Source organism: Streptomyces sp. NPDC043952 (genome assembly GCF_056435325.1).
The window spans coordinates 23430-43489 of the sequence record NZ_JBWKES010000036.1 but is presented as its reverse complement, the minus strand read 5'-3'; the positions used below and the strand labels follow the sequence as shown (position 1 = coordinate 43489).

Genomic DNA, 20060 nt, shown 5'->3' with positions numbered 1-20060 from the left:
ACCCCCGCATAAAGGACGTCCCAAGCGACCTGCATAAAGAGCTCAAGCGCCCGTCGCGAGGCGTGTCCCACGCGGGCACCGGCACGTTCGACAGGAGTGACGAGGGAAGGGACCGGGGATGACCGACCGGCATCATCTGCTCGTGCACGGGGCGACGTTCGCCGCCGTGGGCGATCGGGGCGACATCAGCGGGGTCCGGGGCGGCGGCTCCCCGGACGGGTTGTTCGTACGCGACGCCCGGCATCTCAGCCGCTGGCAGCTCACCGCGGACGGCGCGGTGCCCGAGGTGCTCACCCCGGTGGCGGACGGCGGCACCGCGCGCTGTGTGCTCGTACCGCGCGGGGCGCGTCCGGAGCCGCCCGCGCACACGCTCTTCCGTGAACAGGCGGTCGGGGACGGCTCGTTCGTGGAGACGGTACGGGTGACGAGCAATCGCCCGGTGCCGACGACCATCCGGCTGGCGATCACCGCGGACGTGGACTTCGCCGACCAGTTCGAGCTGCGCCCCGACCACCGCACGTACGTCAAGGCGGGCGCCCTGCGCTCGCGGACCGTGCTGGACGACGGGATCGAGTTCACGTACCGGCGCGCGGAATGGCGTTCGTGTACGACGATCACGGCCGATCCGGCGCCGGACGCGGTGGAGGAGACGGGGACCGGCGCCCGCCGTCTGGTGTGGGCGCTGGAACTGCCCCCGCACGGCACGCGGGAGCTGGTCCTGCGGGTGATGGCGCGGCCGCACGGCGACCGGCGCGCGCTCCGGGTGCCGCGGGACCCGTCCGCCATGGCGGCCCAACTCGCCGCCTCGGAGGCCGAGTTCGTGGAGGGCGTGGCCTTCCCGACCGGCTGGCCGGAGCTGGCGGCGGCCTGTGCGCGGGGGCTCACGGATCTCGCGGCGCTCCAGATCCCGGCCGCCGGGCCCGACGGCGAGGAGCTGCGGGTGCCGGCCGGCGGAGCGCCCTGGTACCTGACGCTGCTCGCCCGTGACGCCCTGCTCACCTCCCTGTTCGCGCTCCCGTACCGCCCCCGCCCGGCCGCCGCGACGCTCCTCGCGCTGGCCGCGACCCAGGCGACCGGCGCCATGGGCACGCGGGGCGCCGAGCCGGGGAAGATCGTGCACGAGGTACGGCACGGGGAGCTGGCGCACTTCGGGCAGGTGCCGTACGCGCGGTACTACGGCTCGGTCGACGCGACCCCGCTCTTTCTCGTGCTGCTCGGCGCGTACACCGAGCAGACCGGCGACCCGGCGCCGGCCCGCCGTCTGGAGCCGCACGCGCGGGCCGCGGTCGGCTGGATGCTGGACCACGGCGGGCTGACCTCGCGGGGCTATCTCGTCTACCGCGCCGACGAGGGCGGTCTCGCCAACCAGAACTGGAAGGACTCGCCCGGCGCGATCTGCTGCGCCGACGGCACCCGGCCGAGCGGGGCGGTGATGGCGGCGGGCGCGCAGGGCTACGCGTACGACGCGCTGCGGCGCACGGCGTGGGTGGCGCGGACGGTGTGGGCCGACGAGACGTACGCGGCGCTGCTGGAGCAGGCGGCGGCCGATCTCCGCGACCGCTTCCAGCGGGACTTCTGGATGCGGGAGGCGTCCTTCCCGGCGCTGGCGCTGGACGGCGAGGGCCGCCGGATCGACGCGCTGGCCTCCGACGCGGGGCATCTGCTGTGGACCGGTCTGCTGGACAAGGAGTACGGCGAGGTGGTGGGCCGGCGGCTGCTGGAACCCGACTTCTTCTCCGGCTGGGGGGTGCGTACGCTCGCCTCCGGCCAGCCCGCCTACCATCCCCTGTCCCCGCACCGCGGTTCCGTCTGGCCGCACGACAACGCGCTGATCGCGCTGGGGCTGGCGCGCTACGGCCTGCACGACGAGGCCCGTGCGGTGGCGGGGGCGCTGGTCGACGCGGCGGGGCACTCCCCTGCCCACCGTCTCCCCGAGGTGCTGGCCGGGTATCCGCGCGCCACCCACCCGGAGCCGGTCTCCTACCCCCACGCCTGCGCCCGCGAATCCCGCTCCGCGGCGGCGGCGCTGGCGCTGCTGACGGCGGTGGGCGGAGCGTAGCGGTAGGGGGCCGAGTCCCGACGCGGGCCGGTACGACTCCCGGCGCGGGCCGGTGCCGGTGGTCGCGGGCCGGTGCCGGTGGTCGCGGGGCTCCGCCCCACACCCCGCCAGGGGCTCCGCCCCTGGACCCCGCCTCGCCCACCCACCACCCGAAACCGTCGGCCGAAAAGCCGAGCCAACGGCCCGCCACCGCAACCGTCGGCCGGAGAGGGGCGCCCGAGGTGTCGGACGGGTGGGGGCGGGCCAGCCGGCGAGGCGTCCGGCGGGTGGGCGGGGAAGGGGGCGTCCCCGGAGGGTCGCGGTCAGGGGAGGGGCCGGTGGGGGGCGGTCAGCCGCCTGATGTGTCCAGTTCGGCGTCCTCGGTCACGCCCGCGCAGTCGTACGGGTCCTTCAGCCAGCCGTCCGGCAGGACCACGCGGTTGTTGCCGGAGGTGCGCCCGCGGGGGCCGTCCGCGCCGGCGGGCCAGGGCTGGGAGAGGTCGAGTTCGTCGAGGCCGGCGCGGAGTTCCGCGAGGGAGGAGGTGATCGCGAGGCGCTTTCGCATTTCGGAGCCGACCGCGAAGCCCTTCAGGTACCAGGCCACGTGCTTGCGGAAGTCGATCACGCCCTTGGACTCGTCGCCGAGCCACTCGCCGAGCAGCCGGGCGTGCCGGACCATGACGTCGGCCACCTCCCGCAGCGCCGGCCGGTGGAAGTCGGCGCGCCCCTCGAACGCGGCGACCAGGTCGGCGAACAGCCAGGGGCGGCCCAGGCAGCCGCGGCCCACGACCACGCCGTCGCACCCGGTCTCGCGGACCATCCGCAGCGCGTCCTCGGCCGACCAGATGTCCCCGTTGCCGAGCACCGGGATCTCCGGCACATGCTCCTTCAGCCGCGCGATGGCGGACCAGTCGGCGGTGCCGCCGTAGTGCTGCGCCGCCGTACGGCCGTGCAGCGCGATCGCCGTCACGCCCTCCTCGACCGCGATCCGCCCGGCGTCCAGGTAGGTGATGTGATCGTCGTCGATGCCCTTGCGCATCTTCATCGTCACGGGCAGGTCCCCCGCCCCGGACACCGCCTCGCGCAGGATCGCCCGCAGCAGGTTCCGCTTGTACGGCAGCGCCGAGCCGCCGCCCTTGCGGGTCACCTTGGGGACGGGGCAGCCGAAGTTCAGGTCGATGTGATCGGCCAGGTCCTCCTCCGCGATCATGCGGACGGCTTTGCCGACGGTCGCGGGGTCCACGCCGTACAGCTGGATCGAACGCGGTGTCTCGCTCGCGTCGAACCTGATCAGCTGCATGGTCTTCTCGTTGCGCTCGACCAGCGCCCGCGTCGTGATCATCTCGCTGACGAACAGGCCCTTGCCCCCGCTGAACTCCCGGCACAGCGTGCGGAAGGGCGCGTTCGTGATCCCCGCCATGGGGGCGAGCACGACGGGCGGAGTCACGGTGTGCGGGCCGATGGAGAGCGGGTGGGTCATCAGACGGCTCCGGGACGGATGTACAACGGAAGGGACAGCTCGGGGCAAGCACCCATTGTCCCTCACCGGCCGGCGTGCGGGACGACCCGCCCGCGCCCGAGCCCGCCGGGGCCCGTGTAATAGTCATTAGTTAGACGCACTATCGAAATCGGCGTACGATGACGCGCATGCCAGAGTTGAGTCACCGCAGGCGCATGCTCGTGCTTGCGATCTGCTGCATGAGCCTGCTGATCGTGAGCCTGGACAACACCGTGCTGAATGTCGCGCTGCCCTCCATGCAGCGCGATCTGCACGCCACCACCTCCGGTCTGCAGTGGACCATCGACGCCTACACCCTGGTCCTGGCCTCGCTGCTGATGCTGGCCGGGTCCACCGCCGACCGGATCGGCCGCAAGCGCGTCTTCATGGCCGGCCTCGTGGTGTTCACCATCGGCTCGGTGCTGTGCTCGCTCGCCCCCAGCCTGTCCCTGCTCGTCGTCTTCCGCATGGTCCAGGCGGTCGGCGGCTCGATGCTCAACCCGGTCGCCATGTCGATCATCACCAACACCTTCACGGACGCCCGCGAGCGCGCCCGCGCCATCGGCGTCTGGGGCGCGGTGGTCGGCATATCCATGGCCCTCGGCCCGCTGGTCGGCGGCCTGCTGGTGCAGTCCGTGAGCTGGCGCGCGATCTTCTGGATCAACCTCCCGATCGGCCTCGCGGCCCTGCTGCTCACCCTGCGCTTCGTCCCGGAGTCCCGCGCCCCCAAGGGCCGCCGCCCCGACCCGGTGGGCCAGGTGCTGGTGATCGCCCTGTTCGGCGCGCTGACGTACGGGATCATCCAGGCGCCCGACTCCGGCCTCGCCTCGGTCGCGCCGTACTTCGCGATCGCCCTCGTCGCCCTCGTCGCCCTGCTGTGGTACGAGCCCCGGCGTGACGAACCCCTCATCGACCTGCGCTTCTTCCGCTCCGCGCCGTTCAGCGGGGCGACCGTGATCGCGATCAGTGCCTTCGCCGCGCTCGGCGGCTTCCTGTTCATGTCGACGCTGTACCTGCAGAACGTGCGCGGCCTCGACGCCCTGCACGCGGGCCTGTGGATGCTCCCCATGGCCGCGCCGACCTTCCTGTGCGCCCCGCTGTCCGGCCGGCTGGTCGGCACCCGCGGGCCCCGGCTGCCGCTGCTGATCGCCGGTACGGCGATGACGATCAGCGGCATCCTGTTCGCGCTGTTCGAGGCCGAGACCTCGGACGTCACCCTGTTCCTCGGCTACGTCCTGTTCGGCATCGGCTTCGGCTTCGTCAACGCGCCGATCACCAACACGGCCGTCTCGGGCATGCCCCGCGCCCAGGCCGGGGTCGCCGCCGCCGTCGCCTCGACCAGCCGGCAGCTCGGCTCCACCCTCGGCGTCGCGGTGATCGGCGCGGTCCTCGCCTCCGGCATCGGCGCGACGTCGTACCGCGCCACCTTCGTGGACGCCGCCCGCCCCGGCTGGTGGATCCTCACCGCCTGCGGCCTCGCGGTGCTCGCCCTGGGCCTGCTCACCAGCGGCCGCTGGGCCCGGCGTACGGCCGAGCGCGCGGCGGAGCGGCTGGAGACCGCGGAGATCCGCCAGGCGGTGGGCGCCGGCAGCCGCGGCTGAGCCCGCGCGAACGGCGACGGAGCCGGTCCGGGTACGGCACCCGGACCGGCTCCGTCGTGTGCGGTCGCTTCCTCAGCGGCGGGCGGCCTTCGCCAGCGACTTGACGAAGCTCGGCGCGTCCAGCGTGCCGACGCCGGTGGCCATGTCGTAGCCGTTGACGGCCTTGTAGCCGGTCACGCCGCCGTACGTGTTGTCGGTGCCGTCGTTGACGTCCACGACGCCGGTGCCCTTGTGCTTGGCGAGGCTGTAGAGCGCGCCGTTGATGTCGCCGAGGCGGTGTCCGGCGACCTGGTCGGCGAGCGCCACGATGCCCGAGAACAGCGGGCTGGACTCGCTGGTGCCGCCGTAGACGTCCCAGCCGACGGCCGTCGGGTCGTAGCTGGAGTACACCCAGGCACCGCCGTCGACGGCGGCGGACATCGAGATGTCCGGGGTGCCGCGGTGGTTGCCGACGACCTTCTTCACGCCGTTCTGGAAGGCGGGCCGGGAGAACACGTGGGAGATGCCGCCGCCGCCCGCGCCGTGGTCGTTGTAGACGCTGTCGGGGCTGACGCGGTGGCCCTGCTCGTTCAGGTGCAGCTGGGTGCCGCCGACCGAGGTGACCAACGGGTCCGACGACGGCCAGGAGTTGACCTGCTGCTTGTAGTCGGCCGAGCCGTCCAGGACGGCGCCGGTGGGGCCGTCGTCGCCGGAGGAGCCGAGGACGGTCACGTGCTTGCGGGCCGCGTCCTTGAACGCGTACCGCAGGTTCTGGATGCTGGAGAAGTCGCCCTTCTCGAAGCCCGGAAAGGTGTTCTCGGTCGCGCTGAAGCTCTGCGTGATGACATCGCCGACCCCGTGGTCGATCAGCGACTTCTCGGCGCTCATCATCTCCGGCAGACCGGTGACGCCCTCGGTCTCCGCGACCCCGGTCTCCACCAGCACGATCTTCGCGCCCGGCGCCACGGCGTGCGCCATCTCGACGTCCAGGGTGGTCTCCCCGGCCCAGCCCGTCATGTCGCCGTTCTTCGGGTCGAAGGGGGGCACCTTGCCCCACTTGACAACCGAGACCTTGGCGCTCGGCATGCCGAACTGCTTGCTGTACACGTCGAGGTCGTGCTGGATCGTCGGGGAGCCGAACGAGTCGACGATGACGATCGTGCGCCCCTTGCCCGTGACGCCCTTGCGGTACAGCGGGTTCAGGTTGTATGCGGTGCGGTACTGGAGCGGGGTGTAGCAGTTGATGTGCCACTTGGCCTGGCACTGGGCGATGGAGATCGGGCTGGCCACGTCGTGGGCGAGGGTGTGCCCGGCGACGGCCGGGGCCGCAAAGGTGTGCGGCACGGCGGCGGGGGCCGCGGTGGCGACACCCACGGGGGCGGCGGTCGCCAGCGCGGCGGCGACGAGAGCGGCAGCGCCCGTGGTGGCGGCCGCGATGCCTCGCCCGGTACGGGATATGTGCATGAAATCCCCTGAGTGGTCTGGTGTGGACCGAAGTGGTCTCGCGCATCCCATCGGGCGAGTCATGCACAGGACAACCCTATTGATCTGTAGATTTCGAATCCTTTACCGAAACCGCACCCGCACGCAGCGGATTGATCAACTCCCCTGCGCGGGCACCGCCTGCGCCAGCCGGTGCAGCCGCTCCAGGCGCTCGCGCGTCTCCTCGTTGCCCGGCGTGTACATCACCACCCGGCTGCCCGTCTCGGGGGCCAGCCACAGGTCGGTGTGCTCCACCGTCAGGAGCCCCACATGGGGGTTGAGGTACTCCTTGGTCTTGGAGCGGTAGCCGGCCACCTCGTACCGCTCCCAGTTCCGCCGGAACTCGGGCGACTCCTTCAGCCGCTTGAGGAGCATCTTCCAGGCGGGCTCGCCGAGATGACCGGCGAGGGCCGCGCGCAGCCGGGCGGTCATCAGCCGCCGGGTCTCCTCCAGATGTACGACCGCGGACCGCCAGTCCTCGTTGAAGTAGGCGAGCAGCATGCAGTTGCGGTCCTCGGGCGGCAGCGCGTCCATGTCGCACAGGAGCATCCCGTAGGCGCGGTTGTAGGCGAGGACGTCGTACCGGCTGTTCTGCACCGCGGCCGGGATCGGCCCGAGCCGGTCCAGCATCTCGCGGACCGCCGGTGTCACGCTCGGGCAACTCGCCGCCGGCATGGGGTCGTTGGCCCCGGCCAGCTGGAACAGATGGGCGCGCTCGCTGGCGTCGAGCCGCAGGGTGCGCGCGAGGGCGTCCAGGACCTGCACGGAGACCTGGATGGGGCGGGCCTGTTCGAGCCACGTGTACCAGGTGACGCCGACCGCGGACAGGTGCGCCACCTCCTCGCGGCGCAGCCCCGGCGTACGACGGCGCGGACCGCGGGGCAGGCCGACCTCCTCGGGGCTGATGCGCTCGCGGCGGTTGCGCAGGAAGGCGGCCAGTTCGTGCCGCCGGATCTCCGCGCCGCCCGCGGTGTCGCCCGACGGGGGTGCGGTGGTCGTCATCGTGGCCATGCCCTCCAGGGTGCCGTGCCGGTCAGCCTGTTTCCAGGTACTCCTGGTACCAGGATGAGGACACTCTGGTACCCGTCTGGGCCGCACCGCAGGATCGATGCCATGAGTGAGACCGTCACCGTCCACGCCGTCCGCCGGGCGGCCGCCGCAGCGCCCGTGCTCGGCGGCCCCGGACTGTTCACCGTTCTGCTGGCCGCGGCGCTGCCGCTGGTCGACTTCTTCATCGTCAACGTCGCCCTGCCGACCATGGGCACCGATCTGGGCGCCGGCGAGGCCGTGCTGGAGCTGGTGGTCGCCGGCTACGGCGTCGCCTACGCCGTGCTGCTGGTGCTCGGCGGGCGGCTCGGGGACCTGTTCGGGCGCCGCCGGCTGTTCCTCGGCGGCATGGCGGCCTTCGGGCTGACCTCGCTGGCCTGCGGACTCGCGCCCGACGCGTGGAGCCTGGTGGCCGCGCGGGTGGCACAGGGCGCGGCGGCCGCCGCGATGCTGCCGCAGGTGCTCGCCACCATCCAGTCCGCCACGCAGGGCGCGCGCCGCGCCAGGGCGATGAGCCTGTACGGCGCCACGGCCGGCCTGTCCATGGTGGCCGGGCAGGTGCTCGGCGGGGTCCTGGTCGCCGCCGACATCGCCGGGAGCGGCTGGCGGTCGGTGTTCCTCGTCAACGTGCCGGTGGTCGCGCTGGGTCTGGTGCTGGCCGTACGGCTCGTGCCCGAGACCCGCTCGCAGCACCCGGAACCCGTCGACGGCCCCGGCACCGCGCTGCTCGCGGTGTCCCTGCTGACGCTGCTCGCGCCGCTCACCGAGGGCCGGGCGGCGGGCTGGCCGCTGTGGACGTGGCTGTCGCTGGCCGCGTTCCCGTGCGCGGCGGCCGGGTTCTGGCTGGTGGAGCGGCGGGCGGACCGGGCGGGGCGCACCCCGCTGGTGCCGCCGAGCCTGCTGCGGCTCGCCTCGCTGCGGCGCGGGCTGGTGCTGATCGTGCCGTTCTCGGTCGGCTTCAGCGGGTTCATGTTCGTGATCGCGCTGGCCCTCCAGCAGGGCGCGCGGCTGGGCCCGGTGCCGGCGGGGCTCGCGCTCGCGCCGATGGCCGTGGTGTTCCTGTTCGTGTCGCTCGCGGGTCCGCGGCTGATGGGCCGGTTCGGCACGCGGGTGATACCGGTCGGGTCCGCCGTGCAGGGCGTCGGGGTGCTGCTGATCGCGGCGGCCGTCTGGCGGGACTGGCCGCAGGTGAGTGTGGCCGCGCTGCTGCCGGGGATGGCGGTGGCCGGGGCCGGTCAGGCGCTTCAACTCCCCAATGTGATGCGGCTGGTGCTGTCCGAGGTGCCGGCGGCTCGGGCCGGTGTGGGCGGTGGGGTGCTGGTCACCACGCAGCAGTCGGGGCTGGCGCTCGGAGTGGCGACGCTGGGCACGCTGTTCCTCACGCTCGTGCCGCAGGTGGGGATGCGGGAGGCGCTGCTCGTCACGCTGCTCGCGCAGGTGGCCGGGATCGTGCTGACGGGGGTGCTGGGGGTCCGGCTGCCGAGGAGGGTGGGCTGAGGGTGCCTTCGGCGCGGGCGGCGGGTCGGGGGGCAAGGACCGGAAAAGGGCCCCGGAAACTGCTCCATAACGCCGGTGACCTGCACTTTCACCGGTCCCGGAGTTCGGTTACGCAGCGCTTCGAGTGGCCGACGGAGCGAAGTCGGGTCAGCCTGGGAGACGTCCGATCGAGCGAACGATCGAGCGACAGGAGAGAACCATGACCTCCGTACTCCGCCACCACCGCTACGGCCGTGCTCTGGGCGCCGGTGTACTGTCCGTGGCCCTGCTCTCCGGCGGTACGGCCGGAGCCTTCGCCGCGACCAGCACCCCCAGCCCGAAGGTGACCACGACCAAGAAGCCGATGCCCACGCGCACGGCGACGATGAAGCCGAAACCGATGCCGACGCGCTCGGCGACCAAGAAGGCGATGCCGAAGGCCGCGGCGGCGACGACCGCGACGGGCTCCATCACCGTCGCGGCCTCCCACAAGACCGTCAAGCACGGCGAGCGCGTGGCCTTCGCCGGTCGCGTCAAGGGTGTGAAGGCCGGCACGGTGCTGGTCCTCCAGCACCGGATGAACGGCAAGTGGACCACGCTGCGGTCCACGACCGTCGTCAACCGCAACGGCACCTTCACCATCCGCCGGGCGTTCACCGCCAAGGGCAACGAGACCGTGCGCGTGGTGACCAAGGACGGCAAGGTCATGTCCGCGCCGGTCAGCGTGAAGGTCAGCTGACGACCCGAGGCCGGCAGACGGGTCGAGGCCGGCTGACGCCGGTCGTCAGCGAAGACCCCGCACCAACAGGTCCACGACGGCCGTGAACTCCTCGCCGACGCCGGGCAGGGTCCACTCCCTGGCATAACAGGGATCGTGGAACCGGCCGGTGGCGTGGAAGACGGCTCGGGCCGCGGCGGCCGGGTCGGGCACCGAGAAGGCGCCCGACCCGGCCCCTTGCGCGATGATCTCCGTCAGCTGCGCGGTCAGCTCGGCTATGTGCTCGCCGACGACCGCGCCGTTCTCGTCCGTCAGCACGGTGTACGTGGCGAACAGCTCCGGGTCGTCGCCCGCCTTGTGCCGCTTGGCCTCGAACAGGGCGGCCAGCCAGTCCCGCAGCCGGGTCTCCGGGTCCCGCTCGCGCGCGGCGGCGATCTCGGCGAGCTTCCGGGAGGTCCGGTCCAGCCAGCGCTTGGTGACCGCCTCGCGCAGCGCGGCCTTGGTACGGAAGTGCCGGTAGACACTGCCGTGGCTGACGCCGAGGGCGCGGGCCACGTCCACCACGGTGGCCTTGGCCGGGCCGTGCCGGCGCAGCACCTCCTCGGTCGCCTCCAGGATGCGCTCGGCGGTCAGGATCTCGCTGGTCGATGCCATGCCTAGACCGTACCCGGCATCCGGATCAGCGCTCGCTGTCCAGGTGTGCCATCTGCGCGCTCGGGTAGCGGTCGCCGGCCGCCGCGTCCGCCGGCACGGCCTCCTCGATGGCCGCCAGGTCGGCCGCGTCCAGGGTCACCTCCAGGGCGCCGAGCGACTCGGCCAGCCGCTCGCGGGTGCGGGCGCCGACCAGCGGCACGATGTCCTCGCCGCGGGAGAGCACCCAGGCGATGGCGGTCTGCGCCACGGTGGCGCCCTTGCGCTCGGCGATCTCCCGCAGGGCGTCGACCAGGTTCAGGTTGTGCTGGAGGTTCTCGCCCTGGAAGCGGGGCGAGTGGGCGCGGAAGTCGCCCGCGGAGAGCTGCCGGTCACGGCTGAAGTGGCCGGAGATCAGGCCGCGGGACAGGACGCCGTACGCGGTGATGCCGATGCCCAGTTCACGGGTGGTCGGCAGGATCTCCCGCTCGATGCCCCGCGAGATGAGCGAGTACTCGATCTGGAGGTCGGAGACGGGCGCGGTGGCGGCGGCCCGGCGGATCGTCTCGGCGCCGACCTCGCTGAGGCCGACGTGGCGGACGTACCCCTTCTCGATCAGTTCGGCGATGGCGCCGACGGTCTCCTCGATCGGGACGTCCGGGTCGAGGCGGGCGATCCGGTAGACGTCGATGTGGTCGACGCCGAGGCGCTGGAGGGAGTAGGCGGCGAAGTTCTTCACGGCGGCGGGCCGGCCGTCGTAGCCGCTCCAGTTGCCCTCCGGGTCGCGCAGGGCGCCGAACTTCACGCTGACCAGGGCCTGTTCGCGCCGGGCGGCGGGCGCGGTGCGCAGGGCCTCGCCGATCAGCATCTCGTTGTGCCCCATGGCGTAGAAGTCGCCGGTGTCGAGCAGGGTCACGCCCGCTTCCAGGGCGGCGTGGACGGTCGCGATGGACTCGGCGCGGTCGGCCTCTCCGTACAGCGCGGACATGCCCATGCAGCCGAGGCCGAGGGCGGAGACGCGCGGGCCGGTGGTGCCGAGGTTTCGGGTGTGGAGTGTCGTCGTCATGGCTCCAGCATGGCATGACAGCTGACAGATTTCAATATCTGTCATTCCATAGTTGTCATCCAACAGTGCCGTGCCCGCACCGGAGGCGGCTTGGTCCAGACCTCTTGACGAAAGGTCTGGACCAAAGCATGGTCATGCACAGGACATGCCCATCCGGTACCTCGCTGCACCCCACCAGGAGGCCCGTATGCTCCGCCGCTCGCTGTCCCTGCTCGCCGCCGCCCTCGCGACCGCCTGTCTCACCCAGCTCCCCGCCGCGCACCCCGCCGCGGCCGCCGACACCTGCGCGGTCAAGTCGCGCCCGGCGGGCAAGGTGCTCCAGGGCTACTGGGAGAACTGGGACGGCGCCGCCAACGGGGTCCACCCGCCCTTCGGCTGGACCCCGGTCACCGACTCCCGTATCCCCGCGCACGGTTACAACGTCCTCGACGCGGCCTTCCCGGTGATCCGCTCCGACGGCACGGCGCTGTGGGAGGACGGCATGGACACCGGGGTGAAGGTGCCCACGCCCGCGGAGATGTGCGCGGCGAAGGCGTCCGGCGAGACGATCCTGCTCTCCATCGGGGGCGCGGCGGCCGGCATCGACCTCAATTCCACCGCGGTCGCGGACAAGTTCGTCTCGACCGTCGTACCGATCCTGAAGAAGTACAACTTCGACGGCATCGACATCGACATCGAGACCGGCCTGACGGGCAGCGGGAACATCGGCCAACTGTCCACGTCCCAGGCCAACCTGGTCCGCATCATCGACGGCATCCTCGCGCAGATGCCGGCCGGCTTCGGGCTGACGATGGCCCCGGAGACGGCGTACGTCACCGGCGGCAGCGTCACCTACGGCTCGATCTGGGGCGCGTATCTGCCGATCATCAAGAAGTACGCGGACAACGGCCGCCTGTGGTGGCTGAACATGCAGTACTACAACGGCAGCATGTACGGCTGCTCCGGCGACTCCTACGAGGCCGGCACGGTGGCGGGCTTCACCGCCCAGACCGACTGCCTGAACAAGGGCCTGGTGGTGCAGGGTACGACCGTCAGGGTGCCCTGCGACAAGCAGGTTCCGGGGCTGCCCGCCCAGCCCGGCGCGGGCGGCGGCTACCTGTCCCCGTCCCTGGTCGCCCAGGCCTGGCAGCACTACGGCAGCTCACTGAAGGGCCTGATGGACTGGTCCCTCAACTGGGACGGCTCGAAGAACTGGACCTTCGGCGACAACGTCAAGGCGCTGCAAGGGCGTTGAGCCGACGTCGGCGCGAAAGCGCCCACCCACCGGCCGGCGAAAGCGGCTGGTGGGTGGGCGCAGGAGGGGGCGGAGCCCCCGGAACGGCGGCGGGCGTCAGCAGCCCAGCAGGCGCTGCGCCAGGTACCCCTCGATCTGGTCGAGCGAGACCCGCTCCTGCTTCATCGTGTCGCGCTCGCGCACGGTGACCGCGTTGTCCTCAAGGGTGTCGAAGTCGACGGTCACACAGAACGGCGTACCGATCTCGTCCTGGCGGCGGTAGCGGCGGCCGATGGCGCCCGCGTCGTCGAAGTCGATGTTCCAGTTCTGCCGCAGCGCCTGCGCGAGGCCCTTGGCCTTCGGCGACAGCTCCGGGTTGCGGGACAGCGGCAGCACGGCCACCTTCACCGGGGCGAGACGGTGGTCGAGGCGCAGCACCGTGCGCTTCTCCATCTTGCCCTTGGCGTTGGGCGCCTCGTCCTCGATGTACGCGTCGAGCAGGAAGGCCAGCATGGTGCGGCCGACGCCCGCCGCAGGCTCGATGACGTACGGCGTCCAGCGCTCCCCGGCCTCCTGGTCGAAGTAGGAGAGGTCCTGGCCGGAGGCCTTGGAGTGCGCGCCGAGGTCGTAGTCCGTGCGGTTGGCGACGCCCTCCAGCTCGCCCCACTCACTGCCGCCGAACTGGAAGCGGTACTCGATGTCCGCGGTCCGCTTCGAGTAGTGGGAGAGCTTCTCCTTCGGGTGCTCGTACCAGCGCATGTTCTCGGTGCGCAGGCCGAGGCCCGTGTACCAGTTCCAGCGCTGCTCCATCCAGTATTCCTGCCACTGCTCGTCCTCGCCCGGCTTGACGAAGAACTCCATCTCCATCTGCTCGAACTCTCGGGTGCGGAAGATGAAGTTGCCCGGCGTGATCTCGTTGCGGAACGACTTGCCCATCTGGGCGATGCCGAACGGCGGCTTGCGGCGCGAAGTGGTCTGCACCTGGGCGAAGTTGGTGAAGATGCCCTGGGCGGTCTCGGGGCGCAGGTAGGCGACCGAGCCGGAGTCCTGGGTCGGGCCGAGGTGCGTGGACAGCAGGCCGGAGAACTGCTTGGGCTCGGTGAACTGGCCCTTGTTGCCGCAGTTCGGGCAGTTGATGTCGGCCAGGCCGTTCGCCGGGGCGTGGCCCTTCTTCTCCTCGTAGGCCTCTTCGAGGTGGTCGGCACGGAACCGCTTGTGGCACGCGGTGCACTCGGTCAGCGGGTCCGTGAAGGTGGCGACGTGGCCGGACGCGACCCAGACCTCCGGGGCCAGGATGACGGACGAGTCGATACCGACCACGTCCTCGCGGGACGTCACCATGTAGCGCCACCACTGGCGCTTGATGTTCTCCTTGAGCTCGACACCCAGCGGTCCGTAGTCCCAGGCGGCACGCTGGCCGCCGTAGATCTCACTGCACGGGAAAACGAAGCCACGGCGCTTGCTCAGGCTGACGATGGTGTCGATCTTGTCGGCGGCCACGGTGCTCTCTTCATTACGACGACGGGCGTTGAAGCGAGATGCTTCCAGCGAATGCTTCAGGTTACCGGCGCAGGCTCCCCCACGACCAAATCGGCCCCTGCCTACGGGCATCCCGAGGGCACCCCGGAGCGATTGTTGACAACGGTTTCCATTTTTGTTGAAAATGACTGTCATGAACATACGTGGACGCCTGATACCCGCCGCCGCCCTGACCGCCGTCACCGCCCTCGGCCTCGGCACCCTCACCGGCTGCTCCGGGAGCGGCACGGCCGCGGCCCACGACGGCCGGCTCGACGTCATCGCGTCCTTCTATCCGATGTCCTTCCTCGCCGAGCGGATCGGCGGCGACCACGTCCACGTCACCAGTCTCACCACACCCGGCCAGGAGCCGCACGACCTGGAGATCAGCCCCAAGCAGATCGTCGCGATCGACGACGCGGACGCCGTCCTCTACCTCAAGGACCTCCAGCCCTCCGTGGACGCCGCGGTCGCCCAGTCCTCGGTGAAGACGAAGATCGACGCCGCCTCCCTGACCACCCTGGAGTCGCACGGCAACGAGGTCGGCGGGCACGCGGCCGCGCACGACACCCACCAGGGCGAGGAGTCCGCGGGCAAGGACCCGCACATCTGGCTCGACCCGGTGCGCTACGCCCAGGTCGCGCGCGGTGTCGGCAAGGCCCTGGAGAAGGCCGACCCGAAGCACGCGGCCGACTACCGGAAGAACACCGCGGCCCTGGTCAAGCAGCTGGACGAGCTGGACCAGCGCTTCCGCACCGGCCTCGCGCACACCAAGTCCAAGGTCTTCATCACCACCCACGCCGCCTTCGGCTACCTCGCCGAGCGCTACGGCCTCACCGAGGAGGCGATCAACGGCCTCGACCCGGACTCCGAGCCGAGCGTCGCGCGGGTGACCGACCTGGAGCGCATGGCGAAGGCCGACCACGTCTCCACCGTCTTCTACGAGACGCTCGTCAGCGACAAGACCGCGAAGACCATCGCCGACGACGCGCACCTGAAGACCGACGTCCTCGACCCGATCGAGGGCATCACGGACAAGTCCCGCGGCACGGACTACTTCTCCGTCCAGAACGCCAACCTCAAGGCGCTCCAGCAGGCGCTGGGCGCGAAGTGACGGGAGACATCGTGGAAACCGGCGAACCTGTCATATCCCTGCGCGGCGTGCGGGCCGACCTCGGCGCCCGCCCCGTCCTGCGCGGCATCGACCTCACGGTCCGGCGCGGCGAGGTCGTCGCCCTCCTCGGCGCCAACGGCTCCGGCAAGTCCACCGCGATCCGTACGGTCATCGGCCAGGTGCCGGTGGCCGGCGGGGCCATCGAGCTGTTCGGCACCCCCCGGCGCGCCTTCCGCGACTGGGCGCGCGTGGGCTACGTGCCCCAGCGCACCACGGCCGCGGGCGGCGTCCCGGCGACGGTCACCGAGATCGTCTCCTCCGGCCGCCTGTCCCGCACCCGCTTCGGCCTCTTCCGCAAGGACGACCGGGACGCCGTACGCGCCGCCCTGGAGCAGGTCGGCATGGCGGACCGCGCCAAGGACTCGGTGAACGCCCTGTCCGGGGGCCAGCACCAGCGCGTCCTGATCGCCCGCGCGCTCGTCGCCCGCCCGGAGCTGCTGATCATGGACGAGCCGATGGCCGGCGTCGACCTGGCCAGCCAGGAGATCCTCGCGCGGACGCTCGGCGAGCAGGTGGCGGCCGGTACGACGGTCCTGCTCGTCCTGCACGAACTGGGCCCCCTGGAGCCGCTGATCGACCGCGCGGTCGTCCTGCGCGACGGCTGTGTCGTGCACGACGGTCCCCCGCCGAGAGCCACCGGCCAGCACGCGCTGCCCGGCCACGACCACGTACACCCGCACGCCCCCGCGGGCTCCGGACCGATCCGCACGGGATTGCTGAGCTGATGGACTTCCTCCACTACGCCCTCATGCAGCGGGCCCTGTTCGCCGCCGTCCTGGTCGGCATCACCGCCCCCGCCATCGGCATCTACCTGGTCCAGCGCCGCCAGGCCCTGATGGGCGACGGCATCGGGCACGTCGCCATGACCGGCGTCGGCCTCGGCTTCCTGCTCTCCACGTCCCCGGTCTGGATGGCGATGGCGGTCTCCGTCGTCGGCGCCCTGCTGATGGAGCTGATCCGCTGGTACAGCAAGACGCGCGGCGACATCGCGCTGGCCATGCTGTTCTACGGCGGCATGGCGGGCGGCGTGATGTTCATCAACATGGCGCCCACCGGCTCCAACGCGAACCTCGGCACCTATCTCTTCGGCTCCCTGTCCACGGTCTCCCGGTCCGACGTCCTCACGATCTGCCTGCTGGCCGCGTTCGTGGTGCTGGTCACGCTGGGCCTGCGCCGCCAGCTGTTCGCGGTGAGCCAGGACGAGGAGTTCGCGCGGGTGACGGGCCTGCCGGTGCGCGCCCTGAACCTGCTGACGGCGGTCACGGCGGCGGTGACGGTGACGGTCGCCATGCGCATCGTCGGGCTGCTCCTGGTCTCCGCGCTGATGGTGGTGCCGGTGGCGGCGGCCCAGCAGCTCACCCGCAGCTTCGCCGCCACGTTCGCGATCGCGGTGGCGCTCGGCATCACGGTGACCGTCAGCGGCACGATCGCGTCGTTCTACCAGGACGTGCCGCCCGGCGCGACGATCGTCCTGCTCACCATCGCCGCGTTCGTCGCGCTGACCGCGCTGGCCGCCCCGCTGGCCCGGCGACGCGCCCGCGCCGCCGCGGCGGCCGGGGCCGGCGGGGAACCGGCGGAGTGCGTGATTCCGGCCGCGCGCGGCACGGGGGAGGAGATCAGCGCCTGACCGCCGGGGCGCCGGGCTGGCACAATGGCCCGCGTCAGGGGTGAGACGTGAGGAGGCAGCAGTGACGACCGCTGGACCGCCCGTGAAGGGCCGCGCGACCCGTCAGCGGGCAGCAGTGGCGGCCGCACTGGACGAGGTCGACGAGTTCCGCAGCGCGCAGGAGCTCCACGACATGCTCAAGCACAAGGGCGACTCCGTCGGGCTCACCACCGTCTACCGCACCCTCCAGTCCCTCGCGGACGCCGGCGAGGTCGACGTGCTGCGCACGTCCGAGGGCGAATCCGTCTACCGCCGCTGCTCCACCGGCGAACACCACCACCACCTCGTCTGCCGCGGCTGCGGCAAGGCGGTGGAGGTGGAGGGTCCGGCGGTGGAGAAGTGGGCGGAGGCGATCGCGGCGGAGCACGGGTACGTCAATGTGGCGCACACCGTGGAGATCTTCGGCACGTGCGCGGAGTGCGCCACGCGGAACGGCTGAGGGACGCGCTCAGCCGTCGCCCTCCATGGCCAGCAGTTCCTCGTTCGGGATCGCGCCGCCGAACCGCCGGTCGCGGGAGGCGAATTCGACGCAGGCCCGCCACAGGTCGCGCCGGTCGAAGTCCGGCCACAGCACGTCCTGGAAGACCAGCTCGGCGTAAGCGCTCTGCCAGAGCAGGTAGTTGGACGTCCGCTGCTCCCCGCTGGGCCGCAGGAACATGTCGACGTCCGGCATGTCCGGGTAGTACAGGTACTTCTGGATCGTCTTCTCGGACACCTTCGCCGGGTCCAGCCGCCCGGCCCGTACGTCCTCCGCCAACGCCTTGGCCGCGTCGGCGAGTTCGGCCCGGCCGCCGTAGTTCATGCAGAAGTACAGCGTCAGCCGGTCGTTGTCCTTGGTCTGCTCCTGCGCGACCTGGAGCTCCTTGGCGACCGACTTCCACAGCCGGGGCATCCGCCCGGCCCAGCGCACCCGTACGCCCAGCCCGTCGAGCTGGTCGCGGCTCTTGCGGATGAAGTCGCGGTTGAAGTTCATGAGGAAGCGCACCTCGTCGGGCGAGCGCTTCCAGTTCTCGGTGGAGAAGGCGTACAGCGAGATGTTGCGCACGCCCATCTCGATCGCCCCCTGGAGCACGTCGAGCACCTGCTCGGCGCCGACCTTGTGCCCCTCGGTGCGCGGCAGCCCCCGCTCCTTGGCCCACCGCCCGTTGCCGTCCATGACGATCGCCACGTGGTTCGGGACCAGCTCACCGGGGAGCTTCGGCGGCCGGGCCCCCGAGGGATGCGGCTCCGGCGCCGTGTACTCGCGCCGCTGGCGCCCCAGGATCCCGCGTACCACCATGTGCTCCGACTCCCTCTACGACTTCTCGGGCCGGCTCCCCGGCCCGGCTAGGACTTCTCCACGTACCGCAGCGACCGCAGCCCGCGTTCCAGATGCCAGTGCAGATAGGCGGAGACCAGCCCACTGCCCTCCCGGACGTACCGCGCCTCGCACGCGTCCGCCGTCTCCCAGTCTCCCGTAAGCAGGGCGCCCAGCAGTACCAGGGTCCCCGGCGACGGTACGACGCTGCCGGGCACCCGGCAGTCGACGCACACCGAGCCGCCGGAGGCGACGGAGAAGAACCGGTTGGGCCCCGGCATCCCGCACCGCGCGCAGTCGCCGAAGCTGGGCGCGTACCCGTTGACGGCGAGCGAGCGCAGCAGGAACGCGTCCAGCACCAGGTTCGGGGCGTGCTCCCCGCGGGCCAGCGTGCGCAGCGCCCCGACCAGCAGCAGGTACTGCTGTACGGCCGGCTCGCCCTCGTGGTCGGTGAACCGCTCGGCGGTCTCCAGCATGGCCGTACCGGCGGTGTAGCGGGCGTAGTCGGTCACGATGCCGCCGCCGTACGGCGCGATCGTCTCGCTCTGGGTGCACAGCGGCAGCCCGCGCCCGATCAGTTCGCTGCCGCGCGCGAAGAACTGCACGTCCACATGGGAGAAGGGCTCCAGCCGGGCACCGAACTTCGACTTGGTGCGCCGCACGCCGCGGGCCACGGCCCGGACCCGGCCGTGGCCACGGGTGAGCAGGGTGATGATCCGGTCCGCCTCGCCCAGCTTCTGGGTGCGCAGCACGATGCCGTCGTCGCGGAACAGACTCATGCCGTCCATTCTCGCCCATGGCGCCGACCGCCCCCCGCCACCGGCCCGTACAGCACGAACGTGTTCGTTACGATCGCGCCATGACAGCGAGAAGAGAGCCGGTCAGCCGCCGGGAGCGGCCCGCGAAGCCCGCGCTGACCCGGCAGGGCATCGTGGACACCGCCGTACGGCTGATGCGTGCCGAGGGGCTGGAGAAGGTCACCATGCGCCGGCTGGCGCAGGAGCTGGACACCGGCCCGGCCTCGCTGTACGTGTACGTGGCCAACACCGCCGAGCTGCACGCGGCCGTGCTGGACGCGCTGCTCGGGGAGGTCGACCTGGCGGCCGGGGGCGCCGGGGAGGACTGGCGGGAGCGGCTTCGGGCCGTACTGGCGTCGTACACCCGCGTCCTGTTCACGCACCCGCAGCTCGCGCGCTCGGCGCTCGTGGCGCGGCCCAGCGGCGAGAACTATCTGCGGCTGGTGGAGCGGGTCCTGGACCTGCTCTCCCGCAGCGGTGCCGCGCGCGAGCAGGTCGCCTGGGGGGTGGACAAGCTGCTCCAGGACGCCACGGCGGCCGCCGCCGAGCACGCGACGCAGGCGCAGGACCCCGCGCACGCGGACGACTGGGACGCCCTCGCCCGCGCCCTGCACTCGGTGAGCGGGACGACGCATCCGGCGATCGCGGCGCACATGCCGGCGCTGCTCGGCGGCTCGGTGCGGGACCGTATGCGCTGGAGCTTCGACGTGCTGGTCAACGGCATCACAGGGACCCCGGTCCCCACCCCGGCGGACTGACCGGACTCGCCCCCGCGTCCGCCCCGGCCTCCGCCTACCGGTGGACGAACTTGTTCGTCACGAACGCGTTCGCTACGGTGGAGCCGTTCGGTAGACCCCTCG

At 71.7% G+C, this 20060-nt stretch carries 18 protein-coding genes; 10 read left to right on the top strand and 8 right to left on the bottom strand.

Annotation, left to right across the window (positions count from 1 at the left end):
• The first annotated feature begins 118 nt into the window (after positions 1-118).
• The gene (locus AC069R_RS28645; RefSeq protein WP_478769665.1) at positions 119-2059 is read left to right on the top strand and encodes an amylo-alpha-1,6-glucosidase; all 1941 of its coding nucleotides are present in this window, start codon (positions 119-121) and stop codon (positions 2057-2059) included.
• 328 nt (positions 2060-2387) lie between these two features.
• On the opposite strand, the gene dusB is transcribed toward AC069R_RS28645, so the two are convergent.
• Positions 2388-3518: a tRNA dihydrouridine synthase DusB gene (gene dusB / locus AC069R_RS28640; protein WP_397986055.1), complete on the bottom strand. Its 1131-nt coding sequence runs from the start codon at positions 3516-3518 to the stop codon at positions 2388-2390.
• A 167-nt stretch (positions 3519-3685) separates the two neighbouring features.
• Between dusB and AC069R_RS28635 the strand changes: the two genes are divergently transcribed.
• Positions 3686-5137, top strand: coding sequence for an MFS transporter (locus AC069R_RS28635; protein WP_478769664.1), 1452 nt, complete (start codon positions 3686-3688; stop codon positions 5135-5137).
• Between the two features lie 72 nt (positions 5138-5209).
• Here AC069R_RS28635 and AC069R_RS28630 read toward each other — a convergent pair whose 3' ends face one another.
• Together AC069R_RS28630 and AC069R_RS28625 are read right to left on the bottom strand one after the other, a co-directional pair.
• Complete coding sequence (locus AC069R_RS28630; protein WP_478769663.1) at positions 5210-6580, bottom strand: S53 family peptidase; 1371 nt, start codon at positions 6578-6580, stop codon at positions 5210-5212.
• A 135-nt stretch (positions 6581-6715) separates the two neighbouring features.
• The gene (locus AC069R_RS28625; RefSeq protein ID WP_478769662.1) at positions 6716-7609 is read right to left on the bottom strand and encodes a helix-turn-helix transcriptional regulator; all 894 of its coding nucleotides are present in this window, start codon (positions 7607-7609) and stop codon (positions 6716-6718) included.
• Between the two features lie 102 nt (positions 7610-7711).
• Here AC069R_RS28625 and AC069R_RS28620 point away from each other — a divergent pair, with 102 nt between their 5' ends.
• Positions 7712-9142, top strand: coding sequence for an MFS transporter (locus AC069R_RS28620; RefSeq protein ID WP_478769661.1), 1431 nt, complete (start codon positions 7712-7714; stop codon positions 9140-9142).
• A gap of 199 nt (positions 9143-9341) precedes the next feature.
• A complete protein-coding gene (locus tag AC069R_RS28615; RefSeq protein WP_478769660.1) occupies positions 9342-9860 on the top strand; it encodes a hypothetical protein in 519 nt (172 codons plus the stop codon).
• A 45-nt stretch (positions 9861-9905) separates the two neighbouring features.
• Here AC069R_RS28615 and AC069R_RS28610 read toward each other — a convergent pair whose 3' ends face one another.
• Both AC069R_RS28610 and AC069R_RS28605 read right to left on the bottom strand, forming a co-directional pair.
• Positions 9906-10493: a TetR/AcrR family transcriptional regulator gene (locus tag AC069R_RS28610; RefSeq protein WP_478769659.1), complete on the bottom strand. Its 588-nt coding sequence runs from the start codon at positions 10491-10493 to the stop codon at positions 9906-9908.
• 25 nt (positions 10494-10518) lie between these two features.
• A complete protein-coding gene (locus AC069R_RS28605) occupies positions 10519-11535 on the bottom strand; it encodes an aldo/keto reductase (protein ID WP_478769658.1) in 1017 nt (338 codons plus the stop codon).
• A gap of 187 nt (positions 11536-11722) precedes the next feature.
• Between AC069R_RS28605 and AC069R_RS28600 the strand changes: the two genes are divergently transcribed.
• The gene (locus tag AC069R_RS28600; RefSeq protein WP_478769657.1) at positions 11723-12769 is read left to right on the top strand and encodes a chitinase; all 1047 of its coding nucleotides are present in this window, start codon (positions 11723-11725) and stop codon (positions 12767-12769) included.
• A gap of 96 nt (positions 12770-12865) precedes the next feature.
• On the opposite strand, the gene AC069R_RS28595 is transcribed toward AC069R_RS28600, so the two are convergent.
• The gene (locus AC069R_RS28595) at positions 12866-14248 is read right to left on the bottom strand and encodes a glycine--tRNA ligase (protein WP_478769656.1); all 1383 of its coding nucleotides are present in this window, start codon (positions 14246-14248) and stop codon (positions 12866-12868) included.
• A 172-nt stretch (positions 14249-14420) separates the two neighbouring features.
• On the opposite strand from AC069R_RS28595, the gene AC069R_RS28590 reads away from it, so the two are divergent.
• From AC069R_RS28590 to AC069R_RS28575, 4 genes are all read left to right on the top strand, one after another.
• On the top strand, positions 14421-15380 hold the full coding sequence (locus tag AC069R_RS28590) for a metal ABC transporter substrate-binding protein (protein ID WP_478769655.1): 960 nt from the start codon (positions 14421-14423) through the stop codon (positions 15378-15380).
• An 8-nt stretch (positions 15381-15388) separates the two neighbouring features.
• Positions 15389-16165 (top strand): metal ABC transporter ATP-binding protein, encoded by a 777-nt coding sequence (locus tag AC069R_RS28585; protein WP_478769682.1) that lies wholly within the window; start codon positions 15389-15391, stop codon positions 16163-16165.
• Entirely contained in the window at positions 16165-17067 is a 903-nt protein-coding gene (locus AC069R_RS28580) for a metal ABC transporter permease (protein WP_478769654.1), read from the top strand. Before AC069R_RS28585 ends, AC069R_RS28580 begins: the two co-directional genes overlap by 1 nt.
• 61 nt (positions 17068-17128) lie before the next feature.
• Positions 17129-17545 (top strand): Fur family transcriptional regulator, encoded by a 417-nt coding sequence (locus tag AC069R_RS28575; RefSeq protein ID WP_111582087.1) that lies wholly within the window; start codon positions 17129-17131, stop codon positions 17543-17545.
• Between the two features lie 9 nt (positions 17546-17554).
• Here the strand turns inward: AC069R_RS28575 and AC069R_RS28570 are convergent, their stop codons facing one another.
• Together AC069R_RS28570 and recO are read right to left on the bottom strand one after the other, a co-directional pair.
• Positions 17555-18385, bottom strand: a complete 831-nt coding sequence (locus AC069R_RS28570; protein WP_397986042.1) for an isoprenyl transferase — start codon at positions 18383-18385, stop codon at positions 17555-17557.
• 47 nt (positions 18386-18432) lie between these two features.
• A complete protein-coding gene (gene recO / locus AC069R_RS28565) occupies positions 18433-19182 on the bottom strand; it encodes a DNA repair protein RecO (protein WP_397986041.1) in 750 nt (249 codons plus the stop codon).
• A gap of 80 nt (positions 19183-19262) precedes the next feature.
• Between recO and AC069R_RS28560 the strand changes: the two genes are divergently transcribed.
• A complete protein-coding gene (locus AC069R_RS28560) occupies positions 19263-19958 on the top strand; it encodes a TetR/AcrR family transcriptional regulator (RefSeq protein WP_478769653.1) in 696 nt (231 codons plus the stop codon).
• The last annotated feature ends 102 nt before the right edge of the window (positions 19959-20060 follow it).